This window comes from Prochlorococcus sp. MIT 0801 (assembly GCF_000757865.1).
Taxonomy (GTDB): domain Bacteria; phylum Cyanobacteriota; class Cyanobacteriia; order PCC-6307; family Cyanobiaceae; genus Prochlorococcus_B.
The window spans coordinates 1906382-1929203 of sequence record NZ_CP007754.1; the positions used below are offsets into that span (position 1 = coordinate 1906382).

Sequence of the window (22822 nt, forward strand, 5' to 3'; positions counted from 1 at the left end):
GTTAAATGATCAAAAGTAAAAGTCAAATTCCAATACAAAAAAAATCAACTCAAAGCATAAAAAAACTTCTTCAAAGGAAATGGCTAAATGTAATTCTTGCTCTCATACTTACAGGTTTAGGAGCAGCATTAACGGGAATATTATTTAAAACTGGAATTCATGCATTAGAAGATTATCGATCAAATCTTCTTGTATTTATGCCTAGATGGATAGTTTTACCAATACTAGGAGTATTAGGAGGCTTAGTTTCTGGATCGCTCATTCAAAATTTTGCCCCTGCAGCAAAAGGAGCGGGCGTAAGTCACATCATTGCTTTCCTTCGCCATAAGCCAGTCCCCATGGGATTAAGAGTTGGAATAGTAAAACTGTTTGCTGGAATTATTGCTATTGGAAGTGGATTTCCGCTAGGCCCAGAAGGCCCAGCAGTACAAATGGGAGGATCTGTTGCCTGGAAAATGGCGAAATGGCTAAAAGCCCCTATTTCATTTCGCAGAGTCATAGTTGCAGCAGGCGGAGGAGCTGGAATTGCAGCAATTTTTAGTGCACCTATTGGAGGCTTTGTCTATGCAATTGAAGAACTTCTAAATTCAGCAAGACCAGTCGTCCTCTTACTAGTAGTAGTAACAACTTTCTGGGCTGATAGTTGTGCTGATATCTTGCAAGCGATTGGACTAGATCAAAAAGCTGGTGGATTTATTAATAATTTAGGTTTTCAACTAGAGAGAGCATACACACCAGTAATCGAATTCTTTCCAATAGATTTTTTATACCTAATATTTTTGGGAATTATATTAGGATTTTTAGCAGAAATGTATTGCCGATATGTTTTAAAAATGCAAGTTCTGGGAAATAAATGGTTTAAAAATAAAACGATTGAAAGAATGAGTTTATCGGGTTTTTTGCTTGGTACTATGTATTCAATTATTCCGGAAAATTTTCACAATATCGAAGGATTACAAAAAATTATTGTTAATGAAAGTAGCAGTTTCACACTTGCAATAAGTATATTTTTTGTTTTATTCTTTGCCTCTGGCCTTGCTGCTGCTTCAGGCGCACCAGGTGGTTTGTTTTATCCAATGCTTACCTTGGGCGGAGCGATAGGGTTAGCAAGTGGTATTGGAGTAGAAACAATAACTGGCCATGTTCCAACAACCTATATTTTTGCAGGAATGGGGGGATTCGTAGCTGGATGCTCAAGAACCCCTTTAACAGCAATGTTTTTAGCCTTCGCATTAACTAAAAATCTTTTAATACTAAAGCCACTCTTAATTACATGTATAGCTAGCTTTTTAACTGCGAGAATATTTAATGAACACTCAATTTATGAAAGACAAATTACAATTGAAGAAGGAGAATTAATTTAATACTTTATTAAACTGTTTTAATGAATTATTGAAGCTCGTAGAATTATAAATCATACATCTAAGACCTATCAATAATATCCAACCTAAGATATTTATTCTGCTATCAAAAAGTGGAATGTCTGTCGCATGAAAACAAATAAGAATTAATGTCGAGGTCCACCAAGCTCGATCTACTATTATATTTTTTTGAAGATTTAAATTGTTAAATATTCTCTTGAAGGAAGAAATTAATAATAAGCTAAATACAAATATATTAATTAAAAAAGAAACTATTATACCATGACTAATTGCTAATTCTAAAGGCAAATTATGAGAGTGACCATGAGATAAACCAGTTCTTAAAGGATAAATAATTGAAAAAGCTGCTGCCCCCCAACCCAACCATGGTTTTTCAAAAATTAAGTTAAATGCTATTTTCCATTGACCAATACGCGTTGCTTCAAAAGGTCTAGTATCAACGAATTGCATATCATTTAGTCTCATCCAAATAGATTCAGGAACAATACTTCTTGCAAATTGTTGAATCCCAAAATCAAAAAATGGTGCAACCGCAATAATCACCGGAAGAAAGCAAATAAGCATTAAAGGAATTAACCAACTCCATGATGCTGAACCAAAAACCAATGGTAAAGCTAAAAAAATTGCACCCCAGGCGTTTCGAGAATCAGTCAAAATCATTCCTGAAATAAAAGCAATTAAAAGTGCACATGGAATAGCACGGTTTCTTCCAAGAATAAAAGGATGCAAAACGGACGCTAAACAAAATGGCCATACGCCCGATAACCATGCAGCAGCAATATTCGCGTAATCAAACAACCCAGATAATCTGCCTAACGGCTCTCCTCCTGGAGAAATAAACCAAATTATTAAACCATCAAAAATCTGCCAAGGCCCCTCCCATCCAAGCCATAGTTGACCAAAACCTGTTATTAAAACAGGAAGACTTCCGAAGACAAGCCAAGAAGCACATTTTTTTCTTCTTTCAGGAGTAAGCAAATATGGTTGCAAGCCCCAAAAACACAAGAAGAATGGGAACCAATTAAAAAGACCAAGCCAAGCTAGCCAGCCGGTATGAGAGCGAATTGAACCAATTATCATCAAAAAAGTTACAAGCACTAGCGGATAATTCCAATATTCCCTCCAATAGAGATCTCTTCTTTTAAGACCTCCCTCCAAAAGAGCTACAAGCAAAAATACACAAGAAATTAATGCGCTGGACGGCAAACAAAAGACACCTAACTGAAAACAAGTCCAGCCAAGATTCTCTGAAAAATTATTTTTTAAATTTAAGAAATAAGCATTATTAATCATGTAAATACAGCTGTTCTACCTCTATAAACAATAACTTGTCTTTTTAAATGTAATCTTAAAGCTCTTGCTAAAGCGACTCGCTCCAAATCTCTACCCTTTCTTATTAAATCTGATACTTCATCACGATGACTCACGTTAGATATCGTCTGTTCAATTATCGGACCAGCATCAAGATCCTTAGTGACATAATGCGCTGTTGCACCAATTAATTTTACTCCTCTATCCCAAGCTTGATGATATGGTTGAGCCCCTTTAAAAGCAGGAAGGAAAGAATGATGAATATTAATGAGATGTGGAAACTTCTCTAAAAATGAACTACTTAAAATTTGCATATATTTAGCCAAAACACCTAAATCAATGTTGTACTCATTTAGTAAATCTAAAATTTTACTTTCGGAATCTGCTTTATTATTTTTATCTACTTCTATAAGCTTAAAAGGAATAGAGAAACTGGAGCAAATTTCCTCTAAATCTGTATGATTTGAGATAACTAAAGGTACATTCATACATAATTCGCCTGCCTTAACTCTCCATAAAAGATCAACTAAACAATGGCTCTGCTTACTAACAAAGATTGCAACATTAGGAAAATCATCAGAGAAGCTCAAGACCGCTTTTCCATTCAATCTTTGCTCAAGTAAATTTACCTCCGAGATAATTTCATTTTTATCAAGCAGAAATCCATCTAAATCCCACTCAATGCGACTGAGAAACAGTTTTGCATCTTCATCTGTATGGTGATCAGCATGTCTAATATTGCCATTTTTACTTGCTATCCAACTTGCCAAATCACTTACAAGTCCTGGCTTGTCAGGACAAATGAACTGCAAAATAACTGTTTTGATGCTCACTATAGCTATATCCTTAAACTATTCTCTTTTTTAGACCACAGATTGAAAATTAACAAGCAAATTTGATAGGATCTCTGCAAATGAATAGCCAAAAAACAGAAAAAAAACACATCAAAATCTCAATTATTGGTGGTGGGATAGCAGGAATTACAACTGCCTTTCACTTAGGGAAAAAAGGTTATCAAGTAAATTTAATAGACCCAACATTAAATTCAGAAATAAATAATTTAAATCCAAAAAATGGATCACAAGCTAGTTTAGGTGTTCTCATGGGAAATATCTACAAAAGATCAAAAGGAAGAGCTTTTTTACTAAGAAATAAAAGTATGAAATTATGGAAAGAATGGCTTACTGAAATAAACCATTCTGAGACAGATTTTATTCTTGAAAAACCATTAATTAAATTAGCAAGTTCAGAGAAAGAGTATCAATTAATGATTGAATTAAGTCATAATAAAAAAAAGTATGGAATTGAGCTTTTAGATAAAAATTCTTTAGGTTTCTGGAATTCGATATTTGATACAACCTTAATAGGGGGATTAATATCTTATGAAGATGGTCGATTAAATCCGATAAAATTAATCAAGTCATTGATACAAAGTCTTGATCAAATTAAGATAAATAAAATCGACAAAAGTGTTATTAGAATCAGTAGAAATAAAAATTTAAATGAAAAAAACTGGACTATAAATCTTGACAATAATCAATCTATTAATCAAGATTACATCGTCATTTGTTCTGCATTAAATACTCAAAATTTATTAAAACCATTAGGTCATGAAATACTTTTAGAACCAATATTAGGACAAGTTGTTGAATTAGAATTAAAAAAAGAAATTTCGAATTGGAAAAAATGGCCTGCAATATTAAATTATCAATCTATAAACTTTATACACCATTCTCCCACTCGCATTCTTATAGGAGCAACTATCGAAAGAAGAACTAAACCAAGCCAATTAGATAAGCAAAAAATGTTAAACCTGAGAAACGGTCCTCCAAAATGGATGGTCAACGCAAAAATCAGCCATGAATGGAGCGGAATAAGAGCTAGACCAATTAATGAACCTGCTCCCTTATTAAAACAATTAGAACCTGGACTACTACTTAATACAGGTCACTACAGAAATGGTGTTTTATTAGCTCCTGCTTGTGCCGAATGGATTGGACTTCAAATTGAGGGCCAATAAGTATTATTTAATCTATTTATTTTGTCTCTGTAAAGTCAGCATCAATAACATCATCTCCATCAACTTTACCGTCAGTATTAGAATCTGCAGCAGCTTGAGAAGCATCATTTGCTTGTTGATATACAGAAGCTCCTAACGAATACAATTCTTGTTGTAGCTCTTCAACTAGCGTCTTCATGGTTTCATGATCATCTTTTTCAGTGGCTTCTTTTAACTTGACGCGTTTCTCTTCAACTTTTTCTTTTGCTGCTTCATCAACTTTATCGCCAAGCTCAGCGATTTGTTTTTCAGCCTGATAAACAAGTGTTTCAGCTTGATTTTTAATATCAATTTTTTCACGCTTTTCTTTATCAGCAGAAGCATTCTTTTCTGCGTCTTTAACCATTTTATCAACTTCATTATCCGACAAAGTAGATGCTCCAGTAATAGAGATGCTTTGCTCTTTACCACTTCCTTTATCTTTTGCATTAACACTAAGAATTCCATTAGCATCGATATCAAAAGTTACTTCAATTTGCGGCACGCCCCTAGGAGCAGGAGGAATTCCATCTAAACGAAATGTTCCTAGACTTTTATTATCAGAAGCCATCTCACGTTCTCCTTGTAAGACGTGAATTTCCACATTGGTTTGACCATCAACTGCGGTTGAATAAGTTTCAGCTTTTTTAGTGGGAACAGTAGTATTTCTTGAAATCATTTTTGTCATCACCCCACCCAAAGTTTCAACTCCAAGTGACAATGGAGTTACATCAAGTAGCAAAATATCTTTAACTTCTCCGGCAAGAACTCCACCTTGAATAGCTGCTCCAACCGCTACTACTTCATCTGGATTAACTGTTTGATTTGGATCCTTAGTAGTTACTCTTTTTACTAACTCTTTAACAGCTGGCATTCGTGTAGAGCCTCCAACCATAACAATCTCATCTATTTCACCAGTAGATAATTTTGCATCTTTCAAAGCTTGCTCAACAGGGACCCTGCAGCGATCAATAAGGTTTGACGCCAACTCTTCAAACTTTCCTCTTGTAAGAGTCAAATCAAGATGCTTAGGCCCTTCAGGCGTAGCAGTTATAAATGGAAGATTTATTTCGCTTTGAGTAGCGTTTGATAATTCTATTTTAGCTTTTTCAGCTGCTTCAGTTAGGCGTTGAAGTGCTTGCTTATCTTGGCGTAAATCAATGCCTTCATTACCTTTAAAAGTAGAAGCCAAATGATCAACAATTACTCTATCGAAATCATCACCACCCAAATGAGTATCTCCAGAAGTAGAGAGAACTTCGAAAACTCCATCTCCCACTTCTAAAACAGATACATCAAAGGTCCCTCCACCCAGATCGAAAACTAAAATTCTTTCATTACTCTTTTTATCTAAACCGTACGCTAAAGCAGCAGCAGTTGGTTCATTTATTATTCTAAGAACTTCTAAGCCTGCAATCTTTCCAGCATCTTTAGTTGCTTGTCTTTGTGAATCATTGAAGTAAGCAGGAACTGTAATGACGGCTTGAGTAACCGTTTCACCTAAATATTTTCCTGCATCATCAGAAAGTTTTCTTAAAACTTGAGCACTTACTTCTTCAGGAGAAAACTGCTTATCGAGTATTGGGCATTTTATTTTGACGTTGGAACCTGCTTTTTCAACTCCATAACTAACTTCTTTTGATTCATCATTTACTTCATCAACTCTACGACCAACAAATCTCTTTGAAGAATAAAAAGTATTTTCAGGATTCATCACCGCTTGGCGCTTAGCAATTTGTCCAACCAATTGATCTTGATTTTTTGTATAAGCAACGACAGATGGAGTTGTTCTAAATCCTTCAGCATTAGCTATTACTGTAGGCTTACCGCCCTCCATAACGGCGACACAACTATTTGTAGTTCCTAGATCGATTCCGACAACCTTCCCCATGGGTGAGTAGCTCCTAATTTCTTTCTTTAGGACATATCCTCGTCAGTGAATCCTATTTGAGGCGAGGCGTGGTTCCCGAACAGTCTCTTAGCAAATTTAAATCTTCATCATCAAAAATGAGTACTATCACTGGAAAAACTAATCTGGTAGGACTTCTTGGACAACCAGTAAATCATTCACTGTCCCCAATTATGCACAATGCCGCATATGCAGAAATGGGACTTGACTGGTGTTATGTTGCAATGCCTTGCGACAGTCAAGATTTAGAGAAAGTCGCAAAAGCATTAAGGTTTTTAAACTTCAAAGGCTTAAATATAACTATTCCCCATAAGCAAGAGGTATTGAAGGCTTGCAACAAACTAACTGAAATTGCAAATGAAATCCAAGCAGTTAATACACTTATACCTGAAAAAAATAATCAATGGATAGGTGCTAATACTGATGTGCAGGGATTCTTGACACCATTAAAAGATCACAATTTAAAGAATAAAAATGTGGTTGTAATAGGTTGCGGAGGCAGCGCTAGAGCAGTAGTAATGGGATTAAGCAGTTTAAATGTTAAAAAAATAACAATAATTGGTAGAAACAAAAGTACTTTAAATATTTTTGTAAAAAGCACGAGTAATTTATTATCAAAAAAAGGTATTTCAATTGAAAGTATTAATAATAAAGAATTCAATGTTTCACCATATATTCAAGAAGCCGATTTAATTATAAATACAACTCCAATAGGAATGAGTAGCACTCAAACTAAACAAGACAATGTTCCTCTTGGTCATGAAATATGGGACTGTCTCTCTAACAAAACTATTTTATACGATTTGATTTATACTCCAAAACCAACAACCTGGTTAAAAATTGGACAACAAAAGAATTGTTTTACACTTGATGGGTTGGATATGCTTGTTGAACAAGGAGCTTTTTCAATAAGACTTTGGAGTGGTTTTCATGACGTACCGGTTCAGACAATGAAATCATCTGCGGAAAAACATTTAATGGTTTAATCTAAAATAAATATGATTAATTATGCCTTCAACAGGAGCGAGATTACTAGCATTTCTTTTGTACATGATTCCATGGTCTGATTCTCTTACCTTTGGCAATCATTTATATATAAAATATCCTTTTATTCAAATCATTCAAATACCAGCAATTCCAATAATATTAATTGAAAGATCAATACCTTTTGGAAGTTTATTATTATTTTTAGCTATCTTTTTTGGACTAGTAAGAAATAGTAAATTATCTTACTTTTTACGTTTTAATGCACTTCAATCATTATTAATGAATCTTGGGGTAATCATAATTAGTTTTATTTTCGAAATTATTTTTAGTCCTTTCTCAAACTCATTAATTATCAGAACTTTCTCTAGTTCTTTATTAATAAGTATTTTTGCAATGATTGTTTACTCTGTTTGGTCTTGCACACAAGGAAATGAGCCCAACCTGCCCGGAATAAGCCAAGCAGCAAAAATGCAATTGTGAAAGTTACCACTTCAGTATAATATTAATATTCCGTCGCTCTAAAAGAGCCATACAGTCCTAGTCGGAAATCTCATTCATGTCTGAAAAACCCTATTACGAAACGATGTACATTCTTCGTCCGGACATACCGGAAGAGGAAGTTGATAGCCATTTAAAAAAATATAGTGAGATTCTTGAGAAATCAGGAACTGAAGTATTAGACAGTCAAATGAGAGGCAAAAGAAGACTTGCTTATCCCATTGCAAAACACAAAGAGGGAATATATGTGCAATTGAGTCACAAAGGCAATGGACAACAAGTTGCAACATTAGAAAGAGCTATGAGGTTAAGTGAAGACGTTATTCGCTACCTCACAGTTAAACAAGATGGTCCTTTGCCAACTCCAAAATCCACTGCTAAAGAAGACGAAACAGAAAAAGAAGAAGTAAAACCTACTGAAAACAAAACTGAAGCCCCTACCACAGACGAGAAGAAAGAAGACTCTAAGGAATAAAAGTAAAAGCTAAATAAAATCCAAAAATTATTTAATTTACTTGTTTATCCAAGACCAAATTCGATTGGGCAATCCCCATACATAAATAAATCCTTCAGCTGATTTGTGATTAAACTTATCCTCACTTCCGTAAGTCGACATATCTGAGATATACAAACTGTTTTCTTTTGACTTGCGACCAATAACATCAGCATTACCCTTGAAAAGCCTAACTCTGACTGTTCCATTTACTTGCTTTTGAGAATAATTAATAAAGCCATCCAAAGATTCTTTTAAAGGACTAAACCAGAAACCTTTATAAACCAAGTCAGCCCACTGTCTTTCCAGTCTAGATTTAGTATCTAACAAGTCAGCTGGTAAAGTTAAACTCTCCATTTCTTGATGAGCTTTAATTAATAAAAGCAATCCTGGTGTTTCATAAATTTCTCGACTTTTTATTCCCACTACTCTGTCTTCAATAATATCCAACCGTCCAAAACCATGCTTTCCTGCGAGGCTATTAGCCTTTTTAATCAATGGCACTGGATCCATTAGTTCACCATCAATTGCAACTGGATAACCATTTTCAAACAAAATGTCCACAATCTCAGGCTCGTTAGGTGATTCAGCAATAGAAGAAGTGATACCAAATACTTCTTCTAATGGCATCTCAAAGGGATCTTCAAGCGGACCGGCTTCAATACTTCTTCCCAAAAGATTCAAATCAATAGAGTATGGATTTTTTTTACTTACAGGAGGGACTATTCCATATTTTTCCCCATACGCAATCGTTTCTTCACGACTCATTCCCCATTCCCTCGCTGGCGTAAGCAATTGCAAATCAGGCGCTAAAGCTCCTATTGTCACATCAAAACGAACCTGATCATTGCCTTTGCCTGTACACCCATGAGCAACTCCATCAGCATTTAATTCCCTTGCAATTTCAACAAGTTTTTTTGCAATTAATGGTCTAGCTAATGCCGTTGAAAGAGGATATCTTCCCTGATACAAAGCATTAGTCCTAATTGCTGGAAAAGCAAAATCTTCAATAAAAGGCTTTACTAAATCGCCAATTAATGATTTTGAGGCTCCTGCTGAAATAGCCTTTTTTTTAATTTCATCCAACTCATCACCTTGTCCAAGATCTGCTGCAAAAGCAATTACATGCTCAACTCCGTACTCCTTCTTCAAATAAGGAATACAAACGCTAGTATCTACCCCTCCTGAATAAGCCAAAACGACTTTGTTAGCCTTTCCCATATGGTTCTCTCCTTTAAGGTGATTCAATTCTATTTAGTAAATATAGAGAACTATTGGACAATATTTATGATTTAGAGAATCAATGCTGATTCAAATATTTTACAGGTTTAAAACTGGAGAAGTGATTGAAATCATTCCCATGGCTGCTTAATAGATTTTCCTGATTGACGGCTTTCATTTAAGAATCCTATGAACCACACCGAAACAAAAGCTAAAGAAGTTAACCCAAAAAAAACAAGTACATAAATTAACCAAGCATCAATATTATGACCAAAAATCAACAAATCTTGGACATCATTATTAGTAGTGAAAATAAAATAAAACTGTAAAAACTTAAAAGTCACTTGAAAATCACAATTAAATTGAAGGGTTTAAAGAAAAAGATCTCTTAACCAAAAAATAAATTAAAAGCAACAGAGAAGGACCAAAAACCAAAAACCAAACTAAGAGATGATTTACGTAAAAGGGATGAGGATGAGCAATGCCTGCTGCGCGAAGAGAAATACTTACTAAAAAAGCTATTAACCAAGTCAAAGACATTAATATCAGCTTTGAAGTCAGCATAAAGATTAGAAAATTAATCCATAATGCATTATGTTAATTCATCGACCATAATATTGATATGAGCGATCTAGAAAAAATCAATTTATCAGATTTAGACGGTATTAACCCCGCGCTAACTCGTTACGGGAGAGAAGAACCTGCTCCTGTTCTGCCACTAAGAGAAGAACCCGATTTATTATCTTGGCTAGAAACAAGTGGAAGATTAGTCTCTGATCAAGATTCAAATGATCAAGAAATAAGTACAGTTGAGGAAGAAGAGCTTTCAGCTTTAATGGGAGAAAAAGAAGACTATAAGACTGAAGAAGAACCAACCGATGAAGAATGGGAAGATTAATTTACTAGTTTAAATTTTGGAAAAAAATAAAAAGCTTTTAGATAACAAAAAAGTATCATTTTTTAATAGTATTAGTAAAAATATATTTATTTTATTTGGATTAATATCGATCACTTGTCTAGTCTCTGATTTTTATTTTAAAACGAGTAATTTAAGTATTACCTTCATAATTACAACGCTTGTATCATTCATTATTACTTTGATAGGTATACCTAAATTAAAAAAGATTAATATTAAACAAATTATTAGAGAAGAGGGACCTAAAAATCATTTTCTTAAGCAAGGAACGCCAACAATGGGTGGTATTTTCTTTATCCCTATTGGAATAATAATAAGCAATATTTTATATTTTAATAAAGACAATTACGATATTATTTTGACATTAAGCTTTGTTATTATATTTTTTATGTTTATTGGTTTTCTAGATGATTTGCTTAGTTTAAAAAAAAGATTTAATACTGGTTTGAGCTCTGGCCAAAAAATAATTTTACAAGCTTTTATCAGCCTCATTTTTATTATTATTTGCGCATCAAATAATTTTATACCTCAAAATATTCTAGTAGCTAATAAAATTGTGAATGTAGGTAATCTAATTTATCCTTTAGGAATATTTGTATTATTAGCTGAAAGTAATTCAACCAATCTAACAGATGGTTTAGATGGTTTATTGAGTGGCTGTAGCATATTAATTTTTACAGGACTAGCTATTAATATCTTAATTGAAAATCCAAGTAATGATTTTACACTTGCTCCTCTCTGCATAGCAATGTCTGGAGCTTGTATGGGATTTCTTTTTCTAAACAAATATCCAGCAAAATTATTTATGGGGGATGCAGGTTCCTTAGCTATAGGAGCATCTCTTGGTGGTATAGCTTTGATATCAAATCAACTTTGGTCTGTTTTAATTATGGGAGGAATACTTGCGGCAGAATCTATCTCAGTAATAATTCAAGTAAGTATTTTTAAAATTTCTAAGCGAATAAAAGGAAAAGGTCATAAGTTATTTTTAATGACTCCGTTACATCACCATTTTGAACTTAAAGGTAACAATGAGAGTTTAATTGTAAGTAGCTTTTGGTTAATTACATTATTCTTAGTCATAATAAATCTAATTTTTTCATTAAATCCAAATTCTTTAAATTGAAAAGATGACCTATTTTACTTGGAAAGAAGAAGGGTTAACTAAAGACTGTGAAACTTTAGATTCTATGGCCGCTCGATTTGAAGAATCTGCAAGACTGATGAGAAAAATGTCAGCAGAAGGTTTTAAAGTAGAAAAAAGAAATAAACAGCTAATAATCACCCATATCGATTCAAAAATTTTTAATGATTGGGGTTTTATTAGTGAAGAGCCGCCATATCAACAACTTACAATGATATTTGAATAAAAAATTCAATAAAATTAACTTTTTTATTTTCAAAAGGTAAATACTTACAAACCATGCCAATGATAAAAATTAATGACTTTTAAAAAATCGAAAATGCTTTAAGCCATCTAAAATACCATTTTTAGCATCAGAAAAGAAAACTCTTTGCTGAGATCTCAATCCATCTAATGACGCATCATGATCAAAAGGAATAACACTGGTTGTCAGTCCCTTGATTAACTCAGCATCACCTTGTTGACTTGCTACTATGAGAACTTTTTCTAAAGATAACCCCCACCGTAAAGCCAAGTATCTAATAGCTTCTGATCGTGATGCTCGCAAAGGAACAACATCTAAATACCAATGACATTTTAGGTGAGGAGAAGCGGCAAGTCCAGCCTGCCTAAGTCTTTTTCGTACTAAAGGTAAAGTCGCATCACTAGGTTCTTTTAATAAATAACTAATCTTATAGGGAGCTTGATGTTCATCTGATTGAAACTCCAAGTATTCTTTTAAATCAAACAAAACCTTTTCTACACCTTTACGATTCCAATCAACAGTTATTGAATCTTGCCAAAAGATATCTGATTGATTTTCATCAGAATAATAAATTTCAGTCCCAGCTTGACATACCCAAACTGCAGGCTTGGGTAGTTGTGTTTCTGCATATCTATAACGAGCCGCTTTAATTGATCTTCCAGTTAAAATTCCCAATTGAATATCCGAATTCAATGAATGATTTTTTAAATTGTCTCTCAATTTTGATAAGCATTTTGATTGCTCAAGGTAATTATCTAAATCAAGAAATATTATTTTTTGACCAATAGGAGTAGTTTCTTTAATATTTCCAACTGTCCAGTGTCGAGGTGCAAGAAATTTGAGACGCTTCTGCATCAATGCAATGTAATTACAAACATGAGCATCCCAACTAAAATGCCTGCTTACTCCCTCAACTCCATTGTTACTCCAAGTTTTCCATAAAGAAAAGTTTGAACCAGCTGTCTCTAAACCATCTCTAAACGCTTCTAAATCAGTTACGTCGACAAGTAGACCATTTTCACAACGAGAAAGAATATCCCTTGGGCCGCCATCATCAGTAGTCACCGTAGGTAAACCAGACGCAGCAGCTTCAAGCAGTGTCAAGCCAAATGGCTCAGTTAAGGCAGGATTAACAAAGAGTCCTTTTCTATTTGCAACCCAACGATAAATTGATGGAATTTGTTCTCTTTTATGTTGTTTTGGATAAGCAACTTTTCCATATAGATTATATTTATCCACCAATTCAAAAACTTGCTGAAATACTTCCCTTTGCTGTTTTTCAAGCTGACGAGAATCTTCGCGACAACCTAAAATTAAAATAAGATTATGTCTTTGCTGCAAAATTGAAGAACGTCCATAAGTCTCAATTAACGCAGGAATATTTTTTCTCCTTACTGCTCTTGATATTGCTAATAGCGGTGGCAGATTTAAATCTCTGAGAAATGGTTTAAAAAGTTTGTTTAATTCTTTTTCCTCTTCGTTTAAATTAATATCTACTGAGTGAAAACGATTTAAATCAACACCAGGTGGAATTACTTCTACGTTTTTCGAGCTAAATCGCCCATAACGAGAATACTGTTCATCAGATTCCTGCTTAGTACTTGTGATAAGTAAGTTTGAATGTGCTAAAGCTAATTCCTCTGCATCAATTCTTTTGCTAATTGAGTAAGTTTGCTCTATCTGATCATGATCAATTCCAGCAGCCAATAATCTTCTAAGTTTTTCTCGTCCCAATGAATGACCAGTAAAAACTAATGGTAATCTCAATCTTCGACTAACCAACGCTCCTACGTAACCAGCATCAGCGTAATGAGCATGAATCCAATCAGGAAATCTATTTTCTTTCTGCAATCTTTGAACTATGTGATCAGCTAAATCATCTAGATAAGGCCATAACAATTCCTTCCTCAAATAACGCTTAGGACCAAAAGGAATTCGAATAATTTCCGCACAATTGGATATTTTTTCAAGAGGATTTGAATAGTCAGAAGATACTCTTCTATCGTTAATTAATCTGGTAATTAGTCCAACTTTTTCAACTTCTGGTCTTGCTGCAAGTCCTTTTACTAATTCTAAAACGTATAAAGTTTGCCCTCCAGTGTCTGAGTCTCTACCCAACTCAAGATCATGTGAACGGATTAAACCATGCAAATTTAAATGTAAAAGTCTTAATCCCAAGCAGAAATCCTTAAGAAAGATTGTGAATTCCTAATTGATTTTCTGCTCATTAAATCTGAAGAAAACATAAAAGTTTTTTTGAGATAAAAAATTCTTTTAATTTTCTGTCTATCACTTGATTTTTAAACTTACATAAATTAATAGCAGCCAAGTCAATCATAAAAGTTAAGGAATATGTACAAAGCTGAAAAATTCAAAATTATCTAGGAGGGTGAGTTTCTAAAACCTTTTTTAAATAACCACCTGTATGACTATTTTTATTTGTTGCTACTTCTTCAGGAGTTCCCATGGCGATAATCTCTCCTCCACGATTACCTCCTTCAGGTCCCATGTCAATAATCCAATCTGAACACCTAATAACATCTAAATTATGCTCAATAACAATAATTGAATTCCCTTTGTCTACCAATCTCTGTATAACATCCATTAATTTATGAACATCATAAAAACTTAAGCCAGTTGTAGGTTCATCAATCAAATAAAGAGTTTTACCAGTGGCTCTTCTAGATAACTCAGTCGCAAGTTTTACTCTTTGAGCTTCTCCTCCAGATAATGTTGGAGCAGGTTGACCAAGTTTAATATATCCAAGCCCGACATCTAAAAGCGTCCTTAATCGATCTGCAGCTTGAGGTATTGCAGAAAAAACATCAACAGCTTGTTCAACCGTCATTTCTAATACATCGGAAATAGAATAGTTCTTATATTTGACTTGTAATGTCTCTCGATTAAATCGAGCTCCTTTACAAACATCACATTGAACATAGACATCAGGAAGAAAATTCATCTCAATTACATTTACACCTTGACCACGACAAGCCTCACATCTTCCCCCTTTAACGTTAAAACTGAATTGACCTGCTTGATATCCTCTCGCTTTAGCTTCAACAGAAGTAGCAAAAAGTTGACGTATTGGATCAAATGCACCTGTATAAGTAGCTGTATTAGATCTTGGAGTTCTACCAATTGGAGACTGATCAATAACTATAACTTTATCAATTGATTTAATACCTTTCAGTTCTTTTAATCCTTTAGGAAAAGGAACTTTCAAACCTAGAGAGTGATTTAGAGCAGGATGAAGTAATTCATTTATCAAAGTACTTTTACCACTTCCACTAACTCCAGTAACAGCAACTAATCTGCCTAATGGAAAATCAACTGAAACATTTTTTAAATTATTTTTATTACAATCAATCAAACGTAATTTTCTTTGAACTGAATCTCTCCTACTAGTAGGAGTAGGAATAGATGAGCGCCCGCTAAGATAATCACCAGTCAATGATTTTTTTGCTTTCAACAAACTATCTAGAGATCCTTGAGCAATAATTTCACCTCCATGCACTCCTGCGCCAGGACCTATATCTACTAAATGATCAGCGGCTCTTATAGTATCTTCATCATGTTCAACCACCACCAAAGTATTACCTAGATCACGTAGCTTTTTTAATGTAGATAATAATCGATCATTATCTCTTTGATGTAATCCAATACTAGGTTCATCTAACACATAAAGAACCCCAGTTAAACCAGCACCTATTTGTGTAGCAAGTCGTATTCTTTGAGCTTCCCCCCCAGATAAAGTCATTGCTGGCCTATCTAAGGTTAAATAATCAAGTCCAACATCCAACAGAAATTGAAGCCGTAATCGAATTTCTTTTAGAACTAATTCCCCAATCTTTTTTTGTTTATTAGAAAGTAATTGCTTTGAACTATTAGCTTTTTCAAGACCCATTAATTCTTCAACATTCTCAAGTGTGGTAGAAACACTTGATGAAGTGAGATCTGTTATTGCAAAAGGTCCAAGTTTTACCGCAAGCGCCTCCGGACGTAACCTCTTCCCAAGACAGCTTGCACAAGGGACTAATTCAAGATATTTTTCTAACTTTTGGCGAACAGCTTCTCCATTTGCATCCTGTAACTGTCTTTCTAAAATAGGTAAAATGCCTTCAAAAGGTCTTTTAAATCCGGTATCTTGTTTATATCTACTGTCTACTTTTATTAAAATAGGTTCTTTACTACCATTTAACAAAATATTTTTTTGCTCCGCTTTTAAATCTTTCCAAGGAGTTTTTATTTCAAAACCAAATGCCTCACCAACTGAAAACAATAATGAAAAATAATATGAGTTATCTTTGTCACTCCATGGTGCGACAGCGGCATAAACCGGTAATGATGGATCAGGTATAACCCTCTCACATGTAAATTTTTTCAAATGACCTAAACCATGACAATCGGGACAAGCTCCATATGGACTATTAAATGAAAATAATCTTGGAGATAATTCCTCAATCACCGCCCCATGGACTGGACAAGCGAAATTCTCAGAATATAGTCTTTCTTTTTCAATACCTTGAGGCAGTTCTTCATTCTTTTTAGGAACCGCTTCGACAATTGCTAAACCATCTCCCCTTTTTAAAGTAGTGCTTAATGAATCAGTTAATCTTTCTTCAATACCCTCTCTAGCAATCAACCTATCGACCACTACTTCAATAGAATGAACTTGATTTTTATCTAATTCAATATTATCTGCCAATTCTCTAACTTCTTTATTAATTCTTACTCGAACAAAACCTTCTGCAGCAAGTCCAGATAATAGTTTTGAGTGTGTTCCTTTTTTACCTCTAACGACTGGTGCAAGTAATTGATATCTAGTACCTTCTGGAAGAGTCTTAATTTGATCCACCATCTCATCTATACTTTGTGGCTTAATTGGCCTAGAGCACTCAGGGCAATGAGGTTCCCCCGCTCGTCCGAAAAGCAAACGAAAATAATCTTGTATCTCCGTAACCGTTCCAACTGTTGAACGAGGGTTATGACTTGTTGATTTTTGATCAATGGAAATTGCTGGAGATAAACCTTCAATTGAATCAACATCTGGTTTATCAACCTGACCTAAGAATTGTCTTGCATAAGCAGACAAACTCTCGACATATCTTCTTTGTCCTTCAGCAAAAATAGTATCAAAAGCTAATGAACTTTTACCGCTTCCACTAACACCTGTAAAAACCACCAATTGATTTCTTGGAATAGATAAATCAACGTTTTTTAAATTGTGTTGCCTTGCACCACGAATAGTTATGAGTTCTTCACTAGAAAAACCAATATTTGTTGTCTTTTTTTTTGAATTAGGATTTGGACTTCCCATAAGGGAAAAAATTTAATATTTAATTGTATAAAAAAATATGCTCATCATGCAGCCTTATGTTCCAGCAAGCTCGCCGCATAAGCATTCGCTTCTACAATTTCACCACCAGCCAATAAAGCCAATTCCCTTTGCCTCTCAGGGATTTCCTTTAAATTAATAACAACAGACTTTGTATGACCAGAGATAACACTCTTTTTTAAAGCAAAATGATTATCAGCAAATGCTGCAATTAATGGTTGATGAGTCACGCAAAAAACTTGCCGATGATTTGCTAATTCACGCAGCAAATTAGCCACGTAACTACTAATTGATCCACTAACGCCTGAATCAATTTCATCAAAAATCAATAAATTAGAGTCTTCAAATGTAGAAAATATTGCCTTGATTGCAAGAAGAACCCTAGATTTCTCTCCCCCGGAAGCTGTTTCTGAAAGAGATGCTAAAGGTATACCTGGATTTGCTGAAAACATAAACTTAACTTTATCGATCCCATTGATTGTTGGCTCACATTTTTCAAAGACGACTTTAAAACGAACATTAGGAATACCTAATTTTTTTAAGCTAATAATCAATTTTTCTTCAAGTTGTGAAGCAATATTTTTTCTTATAAGAGACAAATCTTTATTAGATTTGTCTCTTATGTTTCGTTTTTTATTTTCATCAGAAGAAAGATCGTTAATGTTATTAGAACTTTCTTGCAGAGATAAAGAATTGAATAATTCATTTTTATACCGAATGAGATCTGGTATATCTCTTTGATATTTTTTTTGATAAAGTTTGAGAGTAGATAATCTAATTTGCAAATGATTTAAAAAAGACGGGTCAACATCTAATGTTTTTTCGTAATCATTAATTTGATAAATTAACTCGTTCAGATTATTAGTTATTGTATAAAAATAATCATAAATAGGTTTTAAAGAAGAATCAATTTGAGACAGACTCTTTAATTCATTAATACAGAAATGAGCATGGTCTAAAATAGAGGGATACTCTTCTAAGGTGTCATTTAAACGAGTTAATAATGATTTAACGCCTTCTTTTAATCTTAAAATGTTGGATAAACGATTCTGATCAGTCTCTAACTTGATGTGTTCGTTAGGATCTTCTAATTCTAATTTATCTAGGTCTTGATATATATATTGCATTTCCTCCAACTCTTTTTTGGAATCTGTAATTCTAACTCTCGCATCCTCTAGTCTAAGATTAGAGTCATTCCATATATTCCAATTTTGCTTTACTTCAGTAATCGATTCCTTAATTTTATTTAGACCTAAAGAATCTAATAAACTTAATTGATGCAATGAATCATTTAAAATATAGGTATCACCTTGTAGAGTAAAATCTAGCAAAAGTGATCTCAATTCTGATATTTGATCTCTATTAACTATTACACCATTAATTCTAAATCTAGATTTATATTTATTTTCTTTTAAACGCCATTCCCTTGTCACAATCAATTCTTCATCAATATCAAATTCTTGATCAATTAGCCACTCTTTTGTTTGTTGGAGTATGGAAAAAACACCCTCAATTGATGAAAAGAGAGAACCTTCGGCAACTAATCGATTATCTAGAGGAGTTTTTTTATTAGCTAATAAAGCATTTAAAGTATCAATAAATATTGATTTACCTGAACCAGTTTGCCCTGTAAAAGCAGTAAACCCCTTAGCAAAGTCAATCTCGGTATTGCCAAATAGAGCTATATTTTGAAAGCGAAGACTGTTTAACATAAATCAAAGCAACCAAAAAGACACAAACTGAGCGTAAAATGAATTAGAAGAGACGTAGAACATTGCCATACTAAAATGGCCGAAGAATTAAGCGATTTTATTGAAGCCTCAGGTCTACTTTTGTATGACCCAGCGGCTATTGACTCAATCTACAAAAAAAATCCAATTCGTCTACTTAGAAGACTTTGGCAGACACTTTTACCAATTGGATTATTTTTACTTGGCGTTGGATGGGAAAAGTTAATTGGTTCTCTAGAAAAAAATGAAAGAAAAACTTTTAGAGCGAAAGAATTTACAAACCTACTTGTAGAGTTAGGACCAGCATTCATTAAAGCTGGACAAGCGCTATCAACCAGACCAGACATTGTTCCTCCAACTGTTTTAGAAGAATTAGCACAACTTCAAGATCAACTACCTGGCTTTGAAAGTAAGCTCGCAATGGCTTGTATTGAACAAGATTTAGAGGATAAAATAGACAACATATTTGAAGAGATAGATAAAGAACCGATTTCAGCTGCATCTTTAGGGCAAGTTCATAAAGCAATACTCAAAAGTGGAGAAAAAGTTGCTGTTAAAGTTCAAAGACCAGGATTAAGAGAACAAATCACTTTAGATTTATACATAGTAAGAAATATAGCGATATGGTTTAAAAATAATATTGGGATTATTAGAAGTGATCTAGTTGCATTAATAGACGAGCTAGGTAAAAGAATATTTGAGGAAATGGACTACATTAATGAAGCAAATAATGCCGAAAAATTTAAGAATCTTCATAGCGAAAATCATAAAATTGCAGTACCCAAAATTTATAGAAAAGCAACAAGTAGAAGAGTGCTTACAATGGAATGGATCGATGGGATAAAATTAACAAATATAGAAGCTGTAAAAAATTTAGGAATTGATCCAAATGAGATGGTGGAAATTGGAGTAAGTTGCAGTCTTCAGCAACTGATTGAACACGGTTTTTTTCACGCCGATCCACATCCAGGTAATATCTTAGCAATGGAAGATGGTCGATTATGTTATTTAGACTTTGGAATGATGAGTGATATAACACAAGAATCTAGGGTTGGATTAATTAGAGCAGTTGTTCATCTAGTAAACAGAAGATTTGATAAACTTTCTTATGATTTTGTTCAACTAGGATTTCTTTCTGAAGAAGTTGATTTAACACCTATTGCTCCTGCATTTGAAAGTGTTTTTACTAGTGCTTTGGAGATAGGCGTAAACAAAATGGACTTTAAGGCAGTAACAGATGATATGTCGGGAATTATGTATAAATTTCCTTTTAAATTACCACCCTATTATGCACTAATAATTAGATCTCTAATTACTCTTGAAGGAATAGCTCTTAGTGTTGATCCTAATTTTAAAATATTAGGAGCTGCGTATCCTTATTTCGCAAGAAGGCTAATAGAAGATGAAAACCCAGAATTAAGAGATAGTTTAAAAGAAATGCTTTTTGATGAAAATAGCCTTAAATTAGAAAAATTAGACGATCTTCTAACAAGTGCTACAAAAGAAAAACAACTAGATAGTGAAAAAATATTAGATCAAACAATTGATTTTTTATTTTCGAAGAAAGGTCTTATTCTTAGAAATGAATTAATAAATATCATAGCTTCAAAAATAGACTCTATTGGATGGAAGACTGTAATTAAATTAAATGAAAAGTTACCGTCAAAAATTCGCTCAAAAACTATACAAAATTCATCTAAAATTAATAATAAACAAATTATAAACTTATCATCGATAAAAAAAATATTTAGAAAATCGAAAATGAAATCTGGTTTTAAAAGAAAAATATTTTTTAAGAAATTACCAAAAATTCTGATTACTAAAGACACCTATAATATGGGTTTGGGTTTAATGAAAAGAACATCAGAAAAAGGAATAATTAGACTAGTTAAGGTTGCGGCCGGCGTAATACAATAAATGAATATAAAAAATATATATATCATACTATTAATATTATTTTTCAATCAAAGCGCCAAAGGAGCAGAGAACCTTTTTCTTTATAAAGGAACATTTAACAGAAGTATTAAAATAGAAGATCTATATAGATTTCAATTAACTAAAAATTCCAGTAATAAATTAAAAAATCTAATCAAAATAACCGGTCAAAAAGAAAAAAATTTACACAAGATATTATCTACAAAAATAGAAATTCCGTTGAAAACAAGCAGCAAATTAATGAATAGCCAAATAGGAGAGGTTTTTCTAGGCAGATTATCTAAAATAATTTATCCAAATAAGATATCAAACATAGAATTAGGTACTAAAGCAATAAGATCTGGACTTTTACTAAGTTCTTTTAAAAATAATCAAAAAATTAATCTAATAGATTTTTTTAAAGCGTATCCAAATAAAAATATTGCTATTGATCTTAATGCATTAAGTAAAACCCTTAAAAAAGTAGACTCATTAAAAGAATTAATCGAATTCTACTCAAATTCACCCTTTAAAAAACTGAAAGATGGAAGGTCTAGCATTTAGATTGTTTAAAATTGATTAGTAAAGAAGTGTCATTTTCTAAGAAATTAAAGCAACTTTTCACTTCTACCCCAAAAAAAAATAATTGGGATGGACTTATAGAAGCATATAAACCCTGGTTACCAGTGACTAAAAAGACACCCATCATAACTTTGAAAGAAGGTGCAACTCCTCTTATAGAAGTCAAATCCATTTCAAATCGTATTGGAAAAGGGGTAAAAGTATATGTCAAATATGACGGTTTAAATCCAACAGGATCATTTAAAGATAGAGGAATGACTATGGCAATCAGTAAAGCTAAAGAAGCTGGTTGTGAAGCTGTAATTTGCGCAAGCACTGGTAATACTTCAGCTTCTGCTGCTGCTTATGCAAGCAAAGGAGGAATGAAATCTTTTGTTATTATTCCAGACGGATATGTAGCTCAAGGTAAACTTGCTCAAGCTTTAGTTTACGGAGCTGAAATATTAGCTATTAAAGGGAATTTTGATAAAGCATTAGATATTGTTAGAGAACTATCTGATAAATACCCAATAAAATTAGTTAACTCTGTTAATCCCTATAGGTTACAAGGACAAAAAACGGCAGCATTTGAAATAATAGAAAAACTTGGCAATGCTCCTGATTGGTTATGCATCCCAATGGGAAATGCAGGAAATATAACTGCTTACTGGATGGGCTTTCAAGAATTTTTTTACGCTGGAAAATCAAAGCATCTCCCAAGAATGATGGGTTTTCAAGCAAGTGGTTCTGCACCTTTAGTAGAAGGTAAAAGTGTCGTTAATCCAGAGACAATTGCTACTGCAATAAGAATTGGTAATCCTGTTAACAGAGAAAAAGCCCTTCTAGCAAGAGAATCAAGCAATGGTAAATTTTCTTCCGTATCAGATTCAGAGATAATCAATGCATATAAAATTCTTGGTAGAGAAGAAGGTATTTTTTGTGAGCCTGCAAGCGCAGCTTCTGTAGCTGGGTTACTAAAAATTAAAGATGATGTGCCAAAAAATTCAACTATTGTTTGTGTTCTAACTGGAAACGGCCTAAAAGATCCTGATTGCGCAATAAAAAATAATGACTCAATTTTTCATACAGGAATAGAAGCAGAAGTAAATTCAATAACAAAAATGATGGGCTTTTAA

The 22822-nt window shown here is 33.4% G+C and carries 19 protein-coding genes; 11 read left to right on the forward strand and 8 right to left on the reverse strand.

The genetic code is table 11. The features are described 5' to 3' along the window. The first annotated feature begins 5 nt into the window (after positions 1 to 5). Positions 6 to 1364: a ClC family H(+)/Cl(-) exchange transporter gene (locus EW15_RS10170; protein WP_038654846.1), complete on the forward strand. Its 1359-nt coding sequence runs from the start codon at positions 6 to 8 to the stop codon at positions 1362 to 1364. On the opposite strand, the gene EW15_RS10175 is transcribed toward EW15_RS10170, so the two are convergent. Together EW15_RS10175 and purU are read right to left on the reverse strand one after the other, a co-directional pair. Continuing rightward, the gene (locus EW15_RS10175; RefSeq protein WP_038654849.1) at positions 1356 to 2675 is read right to left on the reverse strand and encodes an O-antigen ligase; all 1320 of its coding nucleotides are present in this window, start codon (positions 2673 to 2675) and stop codon (positions 1356 to 1358) included. The two genes, EW15_RS10170 and EW15_RS10175, sit on opposite strands and share 9 nt — an antisense overlap. Then, the gene (purU, locus tag EW15_RS10180; protein ID WP_038654852.1) at positions 2672 to 3526 is read right to left on the reverse strand and encodes a formyltetrahydrofolate deformylase; all 855 of its coding nucleotides are present in this window, start codon (positions 3524 to 3526) and stop codon (positions 2672 to 2674) included. The genes EW15_RS10175 and purU overlap by 4 nt, the downstream gene beginning before the upstream one ends. Positions 3527 to 3606: 80 nt before the next feature. On the opposite strand from purU, the gene EW15_RS10185 reads away from it, so the two are divergent. Further along, positions 3607 to 4713, forward strand: a complete 1107-nt coding sequence (locus EW15_RS10185; RefSeq protein WP_052041251.1) for an FAD-binding oxidoreductase — start codon at positions 3607 to 3609, stop codon at positions 4711 to 4713. A gap of 16 nt (positions 4714 to 4729) precedes the next feature. Here the strand turns inward: EW15_RS10185 and dnaK are convergent, their stop codons facing one another. Then, positions 4730 to 6622, reverse strand: a complete 1893-nt coding sequence (dnaK, locus tag EW15_RS10190; RefSeq protein ID WP_038654853.1) for a molecular chaperone DnaK — start codon at positions 6620 to 6622, stop codon at positions 4730 to 4732. A 68-nt stretch (positions 6623 to 6690) separates the two neighbouring features. Between dnaK and EW15_RS10195 the strand changes: the two genes are divergently transcribed. The 3 genes from EW15_RS10195 to rpsF all read left to right on the forward strand — a co-directional run bounded on the left by EW15_RS10195 (position 6691) and on the right by rpsF (position 8600). Further along, positions 6691 to 7626, forward strand: a complete 936-nt coding sequence (locus tag EW15_RS10195; protein ID WP_038654856.1) for a shikimate dehydrogenase — start codon at positions 6691 to 6693, stop codon at positions 7624 to 7626. A gap of 22 nt (positions 7627 to 7648) precedes the next feature. Continuing rightward, the gene (locus EW15_RS10200; RefSeq protein WP_038654860.1) at positions 7649 to 8107 is read left to right on the forward strand and encodes a Tic20 family protein; all 459 of its coding nucleotides are present in this window, start codon (positions 7649 to 7651) and stop codon (positions 8105 to 8107) included. Between the two features lie 76 nt (positions 8108 to 8183). Next, entirely contained in the window at positions 8184 to 8600 is a 417-nt protein-coding gene (rpsF, locus tag EW15_RS10205; RefSeq protein WP_038654863.1) for a 30S ribosomal protein S6, read from the forward strand. A gap of 36 nt (positions 8601 to 8636) precedes the next feature. Here the strand turns inward: rpsF and EW15_RS10210 are convergent, their stop codons facing one another. Further along, positions 8637 to 9839, reverse strand: coding sequence for an argininosuccinate synthase (locus EW15_RS10210; protein ID WP_038654865.1), 1203 nt, complete (start codon positions 9837 to 9839; stop codon positions 8637 to 8639). A gap of 357 nt (positions 9840 to 10196) precedes the next feature. Next, positions 10197 to 10379 carry a hypothetical protein gene (locus EW15_RS10220; RefSeq protein ID WP_225866569.1) on the reverse strand — a complete coding sequence of 61 codons (183 nt, stop codon included), beginning with the start codon at positions 10377 to 10379 and terminating at the stop codon, positions 10197 to 10199. An 82-nt stretch (positions 10380 to 10461) separates the two neighbouring features. Between EW15_RS10220 and EW15_RS10225 the strand changes: the two genes are divergently transcribed. The 3 genes from EW15_RS10225 to EW15_RS10235 are packed head-to-tail and all read left to right on the forward strand — an operon-like array spanning position 10462 to position 12125. After that, positions 10462 to 10737, forward strand: a complete 276-nt coding sequence (locus EW15_RS10225; RefSeq protein WP_038654874.1) for a DUF3134 domain-containing protein — start codon at positions 10462 to 10464, stop codon at positions 10735 to 10737. A 16-nt stretch (positions 10738 to 10753) separates the two neighbouring features. After that, positions 10754 to 11881 carry a phospho-N-acetylmuramoyl-pentapeptide-transferase gene (gene mraY / locus EW15_RS10230; RefSeq protein WP_038654877.1) on the forward strand — a complete coding sequence of 376 codons (1128 nt, stop codon included), beginning with the start codon at positions 10754 to 10756 and terminating at the stop codon, positions 11879 to 11881. Positions 11882 to 11885: 4 nt separating this feature from the next. Continuing rightward, positions 11886 to 12125 carry a hypothetical protein gene (locus tag EW15_RS10235; protein ID WP_038654880.1) on the forward strand — a complete coding sequence of 80 codons (240 nt, stop codon included), beginning with the start codon at positions 11886 to 11888 and terminating at the stop codon, positions 12123 to 12125. Positions 12126 to 12194: 69 nt separating this feature from the next. Here EW15_RS10235 and EW15_RS10240 read toward each other — a convergent pair whose 3' ends face one another. From EW15_RS10240 to EW15_RS10250, 3 genes are all read right to left on the reverse strand, one after another. Continuing rightward, positions 12195 to 14321: an HAD family hydrolase gene (locus tag EW15_RS10240; protein WP_038654883.1), complete on the reverse strand. Its 2127-nt coding sequence runs from the start codon at positions 14319 to 14321 to the stop codon at positions 12195 to 12197. A gap of 199 nt (positions 14322 to 14520) precedes the next feature. Beyond that, a complete protein-coding gene (uvrA, locus tag EW15_RS10245) occupies positions 14521 to 17463 on the reverse strand; it encodes an excinuclease ABC subunit UvrA (RefSeq protein ID WP_038654886.1) in 2943 nt (980 codons plus the stop codon). Between the two features lie 44 nt (positions 17464 to 17507). Further along, complete coding sequence (locus tag EW15_RS10250) at positions 17508 to 19193, reverse strand: DNA repair protein RecN (protein ID WP_038654889.1); 1686 nt, start codon at positions 19191 to 19193, stop codon at positions 17508 to 17510. Positions 19194 to 19268: 75 nt separating this feature from the next. On the opposite strand from EW15_RS10250, the gene EW15_RS10255 reads away from it, so the two are divergent. The 3 genes from EW15_RS10255 to thrC are packed head-to-tail and all read left to right on the forward strand — an operon-like array spanning position 19269 to position 22822. Beyond that, positions 19269 to 21128: an AarF/ABC1/UbiB kinase family protein gene (locus tag EW15_RS10255; protein ID WP_038654892.1), complete on the forward strand. Its 1860-nt coding sequence runs from the start codon at positions 19269 to 19271 to the stop codon at positions 21126 to 21128. Then, positions 21129 to 21689 (forward strand): alpha/beta hydrolase, encoded by a 561-nt coding sequence (locus EW15_RS10260; RefSeq protein WP_225866570.1) that lies wholly within the window; start codon positions 21129 to 21131, stop codon positions 21687 to 21689. A gap of 26 nt (positions 21690 to 21715) precedes the next feature. Next, positions 21716 to 22822: a threonine synthase gene (gene thrC / locus EW15_RS10265; RefSeq protein WP_038655559.1), complete on the forward strand. Its 1107-nt coding sequence runs from the start codon at positions 21716 to 21718 to the stop codon at positions 22820 to 22822.

Excerpts from the sequence above, each read along its gene's own strand:
- EW15_RS10175 (WP_038654849.1), bottom strand. The coding sequence starts at position 2,675 with ATGATTAATAATGCTTATTTCTTAAATTTAAAAAATAATTTTTCAGAG.
- EW15_RS10170 (WP_038654846.1), top strand. The coding sequence starts at position 6 with ATGATCAAAAGTAAAAGTCAAATTCCAATACAAAAAAAATCAACTCAA.
- rpsF (WP_038654863.1), top strand. The coding sequence starts at position 8,184 with ATGTCTGAAAAACCCTATTACGAAACGATGTACATTCTTCGTCCGGAC.
- EW15_RS10210 (WP_038654865.1), bottom strand. The coding sequence starts at position 9,839 with ATGGGAAAGGCTAACAAAGTCGTTTTGGCTTATTCAGGAGGGGTAGAT.
- EW15_RS10225 (WP_038654874.1), top strand. The coding sequence starts at position 10,462 with ATGAGCGATCTAGAAAAAATCAATTTATCAGATTTAGACGGTATTAAC.
- EW15_RS10250 (WP_038654889.1), bottom strand. The coding sequence starts at position 19,193 with ATGTTAAACAGTCTTCGCTTTCAAAATATAGCTCTATTTGGCAATACC.
- uvrA (WP_038654886.1), bottom strand. The coding sequence starts at position 17,463 with ATGGGAAGTCCAAATCCTAATTCAAAAAAAAAGACAACAAATATTGGT.
- EW15_RS10255 (WP_038654892.1), top strand. The coding sequence starts at position 19,269 with ATGGCCGAAGAATTAAGCGATTTTATTGAAGCCTCAGGTCTACTTTTG.
- EW15_RS10200 (WP_038654860.1), top strand. The coding sequence starts at position 7,649 with ATGCCTTCAACAGGAGCGAGATTACTAGCATTTCTTTTGTACATGATT.
- EW15_RS10185 (WP_052041251.1), top strand. The coding sequence starts at position 3,607 with ATGAATAGCCAAAAAACAGAAAAAAAACACATCAAAATCTCAATTATT.
- dnaK (WP_038654853.1), bottom strand. The coding sequence starts at position 6,622 with ATGGGGAAGGTTGTCGGAATCGATCTAGGAACTACAAATAGTTGTGTC.
- EW15_RS10260 (WP_225866570.1), top strand. The coding sequence starts at position 21,129 with ATGAATATAAAAAATATATATATCATACTATTAATATTATTTTTCAAT.
- EW15_RS10235 (WP_038654880.1), top strand. The coding sequence starts at position 11,886 with ATGACCTATTTTACTTGGAAAGAAGAAGGGTTAACTAAAGACTGTGAA.
- EW15_RS10220 (WP_225866569.1), bottom strand. The coding sequence starts at position 10,379 with ATGTCTTTGACTTGGTTAATAGCTTTTTTAGTAAGTATTTCTCTTCGC.